Origin of the sequence: Streptomyces nanshensis (genome assembly GCF_001751255.1) — a bacterium.
GTDB lineage: Bacteria > Actinomycetota > Actinomycetes > Streptomycetales > Streptomycetaceae > Streptomyces > Streptomyces nanshensis_A.
Map to the genome: position 1 here is coordinate 1 of NZ_LJGW01000141.1, position 8070 is coordinate 8070.

General features: G+C 73.4%; 6 protein-coding genes. 1 reads left to right on the forward strand and 5 read right to left on the reverse strand.

What is annotated here, in order from left to right; genetic code table 11:
- Positions 1 to 1353 (forward strand): hypothetical protein (locus AN218_RS08180; protein ID WP_420855950.1); only part of this gene is annotated, 1353 nt, incomplete at its 5' end.
- Between the two features lie 49 nt (positions 1354 to 1402).
- Here the strand turns inward: AN218_RS08180 and purU are convergent.
- The 5 genes from purU to AN218_RS08205 all read right to left on the reverse strand — a co-directional run bounded on the left by purU (position 1403) and on the right by AN218_RS08205 (position 7657).
- A complete protein-coding gene (gene purU, locus AN218_RS08185) occupies positions 1403 to 2392 on the reverse strand; it encodes a formyltetrahydrofolate deformylase (RefSeq protein WP_079131929.1) in 990 nt (329 codons plus the stop codon).
- A gap of 143 nt (positions 2393 to 2535) precedes the next feature.
- Positions 2536 to 2982, reverse strand: a complete 447-nt coding sequence (locus AN218_RS08190; RefSeq protein WP_070016098.1) for an SCO4402 family protein — start codon at positions 2980 to 2982, stop codon at positions 2536 to 2538.
- A 198-nt stretch (positions 2983 to 3180) separates the two neighbouring features.
- Positions 3181 to 4986, reverse strand: coding sequence for a hypothetical protein (locus AN218_RS08195; RefSeq protein WP_070016099.1), 1806 nt, complete (start codon positions 4984 to 4986; stop codon positions 3181 to 3183).
- A gap of 138 nt (positions 4987 to 5124) precedes the next feature.
- A complete protein-coding gene (locus AN218_RS08200; RefSeq protein ID WP_070016100.1) occupies positions 5125 to 6513 on the reverse strand; it encodes an NsdA family TPR-like regulatory protein in 1389 nt (462 codons plus the stop codon).
- Positions 6514 to 6739: 226 nt separating this feature from the next.
- Positions 6740 to 7657 (reverse strand): alpha/beta fold hydrolase, encoded by a 918-nt coding sequence (locus AN218_RS08205; RefSeq protein WP_070016110.1) that lies wholly within the window; start codon positions 7655 to 7657, stop codon positions 6740 to 6742.
- Positions 7658 to 8070: the final 413 nt, after the last annotated feature.

Below are 8070 nucleotides of genomic sequence, written 5' to 3' on the forward strand. Positions count from 1 at the left end.
CCCCGCCGGATACCGCACCCGCCCCGTCCGTACGCGCCGCGTGACGGCGCGGAGCCGACGCCCGGGAGCACGCGCGGGCACGCGCCGCCGAGTGCGCCCGAGGCGTCCGCCGGTCGACTGACCGCGCACGTCCGGGAGTCGGCGCCGCAGCTCGACCATCTCGTACTGAAGTCGCTGCTCGGCGCGTGGGCGCTCGCCGCCTGCTCCACGGCGGAGACCGCCGCCGTCGAGCAGCATCTGAGCGACTGCGGCACCTGCGCCGAGGAGGCGTTACGGCTGCGCGACGCCGTGGGTCTGCTGCGCCCCGAGGACAGCCTCGACCTCGACCCCTCGCTCCGCTCGCAGGTGCTGGAGGGCTGCATGGCACGGCGTGCGCCGCGCGTCCCGGTGCCCGAGTGGGCCGCGCCGTACGACGCCGAGACGGCACGGCTCGACGCGCTGCTGCGGGACATGGCGGACGCCGAGTGGCTGGCGCCCGTACCGCTGCGCTGGTTCGACGGGCGGCGGCAGGCCCGGCGGGAGACGACCGTGGCCGGCGTGATCGCCCATCTCCTCGCCGTGGACGGGCTGGTGGCCACGGCGCTGGGGCTGCCGGATCCGCTGGACGACGCCCCGGGCGCGGACGGAGGCACGGGCGGAGGCGCGGACGGAGGCGCGGGCGCCGCTCCGGCCGGAGGCCCGTCCGAGGGCGCCCTGCCGGAGAACCCCGCGGACGACGGCGACCGGGGTCCCGTACCGCGCACCGAGGAGTTCTGGCGCGCGGTCCCGGAAGCGCTGCGTACGCCGAGCGCCCGCGAGCCCTGGCGGGAGCAGGGCCACACCCTGGTCCGTACGGCGTCGTTCGCCGGCGCCGGCATCGCCGAACTCGACGTGCGCTACGGGGACTTCACCCTCCCCGTACGCGACGCCCTGCTCGACCGCGCCTTCGAGTGCTGGGTGCACGGCGAGGACATCGCCGAGGCCATCGACTACCCGTACACCGTGCCGCAGGGCGCGCACATGCACCGCATGGTCGACCTCGCGGCGCGGATGCTGCCCGGCAGCATCGCCTGGCGCCGCCGTACGGGACTGGCCGGGGCGCCGCACCGGCTGACCGCCGCGGGGGCGCCGGGGCGCACGCTGCATCTGGAGGTGGAGGGCGACGGCGGGGGCGACTGGTACATCCCGCTGGACTCCCCGGCCGCCGCCGCGCACCCGCGGGACACCGTGGCCCATGTGGCCCTGGACCGGCTGGAGTTCTGCCAGCTCGTGGCCGGTCACGTACCGCCGCTGGAGGCGGCGGCGGGCCACGACGGCGACCGGGAGGCGGTACGGGACGTCCTGTTCGGGGCGGCCTCGCTCTCCCGGATGTGACAGCCGTGCGTTCGCGCCCCCGGACCGGGAGCGCGAACGCGCGGCCGGCTCAGGCGAAGACGACCGTGCGGTGTCCGTTGAGCAGCACGCGGTGCTCGCTGTGCCACTTCACCGCGCGGGCCAGCGCCTGGCACTCGACGTCCCGTCCCACCGCGACGAGTTGCTGCGGCGTCGCCTCGTGGCCGACGCGTTCGACTTCCTGCTCGATGATCGGGCCCTCGTCCAGCTCGGCGGTCACATAGTGCGCGGTGGCGCCGATCAGCTTGACCCCGCGGGCGTGCGCCTGGTGGTAGGGCCGTGCGCCCTTGAAGCTCGGCAGGAACGAGTGGTGGATGTTGATGATCCGCCCCGGAAGCTGCCCGCACAGACCGTCGGAGAGCACCTGCATATAGCGGGCGAGCACGACGAGTTCGACGTTCTCCTCCTCGATGAGGCGCAGCAGCCGCTCCTCGCTCTCCCGCTTGCTCTCCTCGCTGCCCCGCGTCACGGGGATGTGGTGGAAGGGGACGCCGTAGGAGCCGGCCAGGCCCTCGAAGTCGGTGTGGTTGGAGACGACGGCGGCGACGTCGACGGGCAGGGCGCCGCTGCCCGCGCGGAAGAGCAGGTCGTTGAGGCAGTGCCCGAAGCGGCTGACCATCAGCACCACGCGCATCCGCTCGTTCGCGGGATGCACCTGCCAGTCCATGTGGAAGGACTCGCCGACCGCCGAGAAGCTCGCCCGCAGCTTCTCCACCGTCACGCCCGGGTCGGCCGAGAAGTGGACGCGCATGAAGAACAGTCCGGTGTCGTGGTCGCCGAACTGCTGGCTGTCCTCGATGTTGCAGCCGGTCATGAAGAGATAGCTGGAGACGGCGTGCACGATGCCCTGCTTGTCGGGACAGGAGAGCGTGAGGACGTACTCCTCGCGCTCCTCGCGTTCGCCGTCACGCCCTCCGTCGCGGGCTCCGTCCCGTCCGCCCGCCGAACGGGCCGGTACGGAACCGGAGTCGGGGCCGGAACCGGCGCGGGAAGAGGGACCGGGGCGGTGCGGGGTGCTCATGGGACAAGCCTGGCACAGCCCCGTGACCGCTCCCGACCGGCGTTCCCCGCACGGCCGGGAGGGGCGGACACGTCACCGCGTGCGCCTCGCACGAAGAGCGCCTCGCGCGAGCCGCGCGAGGAGCGCCGGGGCGGCCGGTCCGCTCAGACCGAGTGCAGCATGATCGCCAGCACGTCGAGCGAGCGGGGCGGTTCGTCCGGGTCCTCGCCGTCGTTCGTGGCGAGCCGTACGTGTGCGTCACGTGCCGCGCGTACGGCCTCGGGCCAGCCGTGGTGCTCCATGTAGGAGACGACGGGGGCGTCGGCGCCTACCTGGTGCATGATCCGCAGCACCCGCAGCACGGCGGTGTCGACGAGCGCGGCCTCCTGCGAGTCGCGGAAGATCGTGCCGACGTACTTCTCGGCGGACCAGTTGTCCAGCCAGGTGTCCTCGACCAGCCGGTAGACGGCGTCGGTGACGTCGCCGTAGCCGGGACGGCCCGTCGCCCAGCATTCCTGCTGGAAGGCGGGGTCGGAGAGCATGTGCAGCGCCGAGCGCACGTTGCTGCGCCAGCGCCACCAGGGCATGTCATGGACGGGCATGGTCTCCATGGTGGTGGACCGGGGGCCGCGACGGGAAGCCCTCGCGGAATCTCGCTCCCCGGAAGCCCGGCGTACGGAACCTTGCTGCATGGTTGTCGACCATACGTTCCCCTCCGCGGGGCGCCGTCCCCGGGCCGCCCCGTACCCCGCGACCGGAACCGGATCCGGAGCCTGAGCGGGAACCCGATCCGGAGCCGGGCCCGTACCTCAGAGCTGGCCGACCTGCCGCTGCTTCAGCCCGTACTTCCGCGCCGTCGGGTTCCACAGCCCGGCCGCCTGCTTCTTGGCGGCCGTCGCCTCGCCGCTGGAGCGCGCGCCCTGGCCGACGTGCGGCGTCGTACGGGCCTTGCCCTTGTGGCAGCCCTTCTTGCCGGCCGTCTGGTCGGCCCAGGCCGCGTAGTGGTTGTCGGCGGCGGCGGACGCCTTCCAGGCGCGGGCCAGCGCGGAGCGCAACTGGGCCTCTTCGGGCAGGTGGTCGGTCTTGAGCTTGCCGAGGCGGGAGACCAGGCTGTTGCGCTGCCCGGCGGCGGAGCGCAGATCCTGCGCGGCCTGGCCGAGCTTCTTGCACCTCTTGATGTTCTCGACCGAATTGATCACGGACGCACGGCTGTTGTTGCTGTCGCCGAGCAGCTTGTCCAGCTCCACGGCCTGCGCCTTGGCCGGGTCGGCGGCGGCGGACTTCTTGTCGGCGGGGGCCGCGGAGGACTTGCTCTTCCCCTTCGCGTCGTCGTCCCCGCCGGTCAGCGCCGCACCCGCGGCCATGCCCACACCGGCGACGACCGCGACACCGACCGCGATCAGGACTCCGGGCGAGATACGGGCGAACGCGCCGCGCTCGGCGTTACGCCGGGCGGCACGGCCCTGCGGCTCCCACGGGGCGGGCTGCGGGTCGCCCGGACCGACGCCGTGACCCTGCCCGTACGCACCGCCGGGAGCGCCCGGACTCCCGGGCCCGCCCTGGGAGTTGCCGAGTCCGCCCACGCTGCGCTGGCGCGCGGACGCCTGGTCGAAGAGCGGCAGGCTCTGGGTGGAGCCCGGCTCGCCGGAGTCTCCGGAGCCCGCGGACGGCTCGGCGCGGAAGAGGCTCTCGAATCCGGCGGGCGGCTGGGACGGGCGGGGCTGCCCGTCGTTTCCGTTCTGGCCCTGGCCGGACGCCTCGGGCGGCAGCGGCGTACGGAGCTGCCGCGTCGACTCCGGGTCCTGCGCGGGCGGTTGGCCGTTCTGCGGCGGAAGCATCTGGGTGGCGTCGGCGTCCGCCATGGGCTGTGCGTGGCCCTGCTGGTACGAGCCGGGCGGCGGCCCGTCGCCGGTGACCGGCGGGATGTACTGCGTGGCGTCGGACGGCGACGACATCGGAGCCTGGGAGGCCGCGGGGCCCGAAGGGGACGCGGCGAGGGAGGCGCCCACGGGCGCGGAGGCGTCCTGCCCGGGAGTCTGCCCGTGGGGTTGTCCGTGCGTCTGCCCGTGCCCGTACGGCTGCGGCATGCCGGCGCCGTGGGTGAACGGCGGTGCGGCGGGCGGCTGTTGGGGCGGCGGCCCCGGGTAGTGCTGCTGCTGCGGCTGCGGGCCGCCGGTGTAGAAGTTCTGCCCGCCGTGCAGCTCGGACGGTACGGGGCCGGCGGGCGGCAGGTCCGCCGAGGGGAAACCGGAGGACGTCGGGGAGGCGTACGGGAACTCACCGGGTCTCCCGCCCGCGTAGGCGTCCCCGGCCCCCGTCTCGCCGGAAGACGACTGCTGCTGATGCGGTATGAGGTGCTGCTGCTCCGGCTGTACGTGCCCGGCCGGGGACACTTCCGGCGGAGGGGGCAGCGACGGCGCCGCCTCGCCGGAGGTCACGGCCGCCTGCGAACCGGGTCCCCAGGGGTCCCCCCAGGGCTGGCCCGCGAGCGGCTGCCCGTGGGGCCGGTCGACTTGGCGCTGCTGTTCAGGGGTCCACGGGTCGCCGTTCGCCGGCAGCACGACACCCTCGTAGAGAGGCTGCTCGCCCTGTCCACGTCCGCTGTGCGCTGTCACCCGGACTCCTCAGTCGATCAACTGACTACCTGAATCGCGGGTCACGGTACCGGGTGCCCCGGAGGAGCGACCACGTAGCTGATGGGGCGACACCAACCCTTCACCTCAGAAAGGGAACAAAACGCCCCAGAACGGGAGTCAAGCCACCCCGGACACCTCCAGCCGCGCCGTGAAATCTCGCACGACCGGCTCCTTCACAAACGGCCCGAGCCGCCGGCGGAAGTCCTCCAGATACTCGACTCCCCTGCCGGAGCGGAGAGTTGAGAGCAGTTCGACCGCTTTCGTCCCCGTTTGGCAAGCGTGGTCAAGCTCACGTTTCTGCAAGCGCGCACAGGCCAGAAGGAACATACCAATGACCCTGCGGCGGGCCCGTCCCTCGGGATGCCCCGCGAGCGCCTCGTCCGCCTGCTCCTCGGCCTCGCGGGGGTGGTGCAGATCTCGGTGACAGTGCGCCAGTTCGTCCGCGAGATAGGCGCGGTCGAAGTGCCCGATCCACACCGGGTCCCCGGCCGCGTCCTCGTCCGCCGCCCGTTGCAGCGCCGACTCCGCCCGTGCGGCGCTCTCCCGGAAGGCCCGCAGATCGCCCAGCAGCGCCTGGCCGCGCGCCTCGGCCGCGCAGAACATCGCCTCGATACGCGCGGTGGTCCGCCCGCGGGCGCCCTCCTGCGCGGCCCGCGCCAACTGCGCGGCCTCGCGCGGGTTTCCGAGAGACGCCGTCAGATGGCTCATGCTCGCCGCGAGCACATAGCCGCCGTACGCACGGTCACCGGCCGCCTGCGCAAGCCGCAGCGCCTGGATGAAGTGCCGCTGTGCCAGGCCCCGTTGGCCGGTGTCCACGGCCATATAGCCCGCCAGCTCGGTCAGTCGGGCGGCGGCGGCGAACAGCGCACGCCCGACGGCCTCCCGGTAGGAGCCCACGAGCAGCCCCGAGACCACGCCGTTGAGATAGTGCACGACGAGCGGACGTACGTGACCGCCGCCGAAGCGGTGGTCGAGCTGCGCCAGGGAGTCCGTGGTGGCCTCCACCGCCGCCACGTCCGCCATGCCCACGCGCCGGCCCGCGCTCCTGGCGACCTGTGCGTCGGGCGGGGTGATCAGCCAGTCCCTGCTGGGTCCGACGAGCGCGGACGAGGCGGCGCTCGCCTCGCCCGCGAAGCCGCGCCGCCCGGCGTCGCTGCGCCACAGCTCGCATGCGTGCTCGACGGCGCCGGGGACGGTCGGCGCGAAGTACAGCCCCACGCCCGAGGGTTGGTCCCGGGTGTCGGCCATGCCGATCTCTTCCAGCGTGACCGTACGGCCCAGCTTGCGGCCGAGCGCCTCGGAGATGACGGCGGGCGCGCGTCCGCGCGGCTGCTGGCCGCGCAGCCAGCGTGCGACGGAGGTCTTGTCGTAGCGCAGATCGAGTCCGTGCTCCATCCCGCAGACGTTGACGCGCCGGGCGAGGCCCGCGTTGGAACAGCCGGCTTCCTGGAGGAGTGCTTGCAGCTTCTCGTTGGGCTGCCGAGCGACCAGAGGCCGAGCGGTCATGTATCCCCCTAGGACGACATCGGATGACCACTGCCCAGGACATATGCCCGTGTCTCGGACGCCACACCGTCGGAGCGAGGGCGCACCGCAGTGTGCACGTACCCGTCACTACGGCCCTGTTGACCGTGCGCCCCCTGCTGTGCCCCCGTGCGCCGTCCGTACCCGCGGGCACGGTCCCGTCGCCGCGCCGCCGCACGAAGCCCGCGAACAGGCCCCGGCGGGGCGCTCAGCCGTCCGCGGGGAGCACCGCCTGAAGGAACGGCTCCACCACGCGGCGCCAGTCCGCGGGCTGGTCGAGATGCATCAGATGACCCGCCTCCGGCACCTCCGCGTAGATGCCACGCGGCAGTACGCGCACCATCTCCTGCGCCTCGGCGCGGCCGAGTTCACCGTCGATCCCGCGCACGACGAGCGTGGGGCAGACCACGCGCGCCAGTTCGTCCCAGTGCGCGTCGTGCACCCACGCCTCGCGCACCCGCAGCATCTGGCGCCGGGAGAAGAGCGGGCCCCAGCCGTCCTCACGCTCCGTCATCACCTCGCAGAAGAAGTCGCCGCGCGAGGGCTGCGGCCGCTCCAGCGCCGGGTCGTCCTCGCCGAACCATCTGCGCACGTCGGCGAGCGTCGCGAACGGCACGGGCCACGACGTGAACCACTCCTCCCACTCGCGCTGCGACTGCTCCCCGAGCGCCGCGGCCTTCATGTCGCAGATGATCAGCGCGTGGACGAGGTCGGGGCGCTTCGCGGCGAGCTGCCAGGCCGTCAGGGCGCCCATGGAGTGGCCGATCAGGGCGACGGGCGCGAGCCCGAGCTGTTCGATCGCGGCCTCGGCGTCGGCGACGAACTCCTCGCGCGCGTACGGGTCTTGGCCCTCGCCCCCGGTGGGCCGCTCGCTGCGTCCGTGGCCGCGCTGGTCGAGGCCCACGGCGCGGTAGCGGCCGGAGAGCCAGCGGGCGGTGTCGGCCCAGTGCGCCGCGCGGCCCATCAGCCCGTGCAACAGCAGCACGCCGTTCGCAGGCGCCGAGGGCCTGCCCTCCCGGGGGCCGTCGCCGGGCTCCGCCTCGGGGCCGCTCTTGGGCATGTCGGAGAACTCCCAGGCGGCGAGCCGGAGTCCGTTCGATCCAGTCACGTCGAGCCGTCGCACCATCCGCTCGGGCACCCCCATTCCGTCTGAACGCCCCTCCACGCTATCGAACTTCTATTCGAACACGTCGGGGTCCAGTGGAAACCTCCACTTTCGAGTGACTGAACTCAAGGGTTGATCGCCGGGGTCGTGGAAAGACAGCTACCGGGAGGGGGGTCGACCCTGGGAGCTCGGGGCTCTGGGTCGTCTCTGGGGAAGAAGGGGAGGCGGGGCCCCGGTCGCCACTGGCGCCGGGGCCCTTGCGACGGCCCGGCGGGTACGCGGCGGAATCATGTCCGGGGTACGAACGGGGCCGATGTGGCCGACGGGGCGAATGTGCCCAACGGGGCCCGGACGGCGGGGAGTCGGGGCTCTTTGTGCGGAAGGAACGTGAGGGGCGCGGCCACGGAACGGACGGCCTGAAGGGTGCGGCGGGT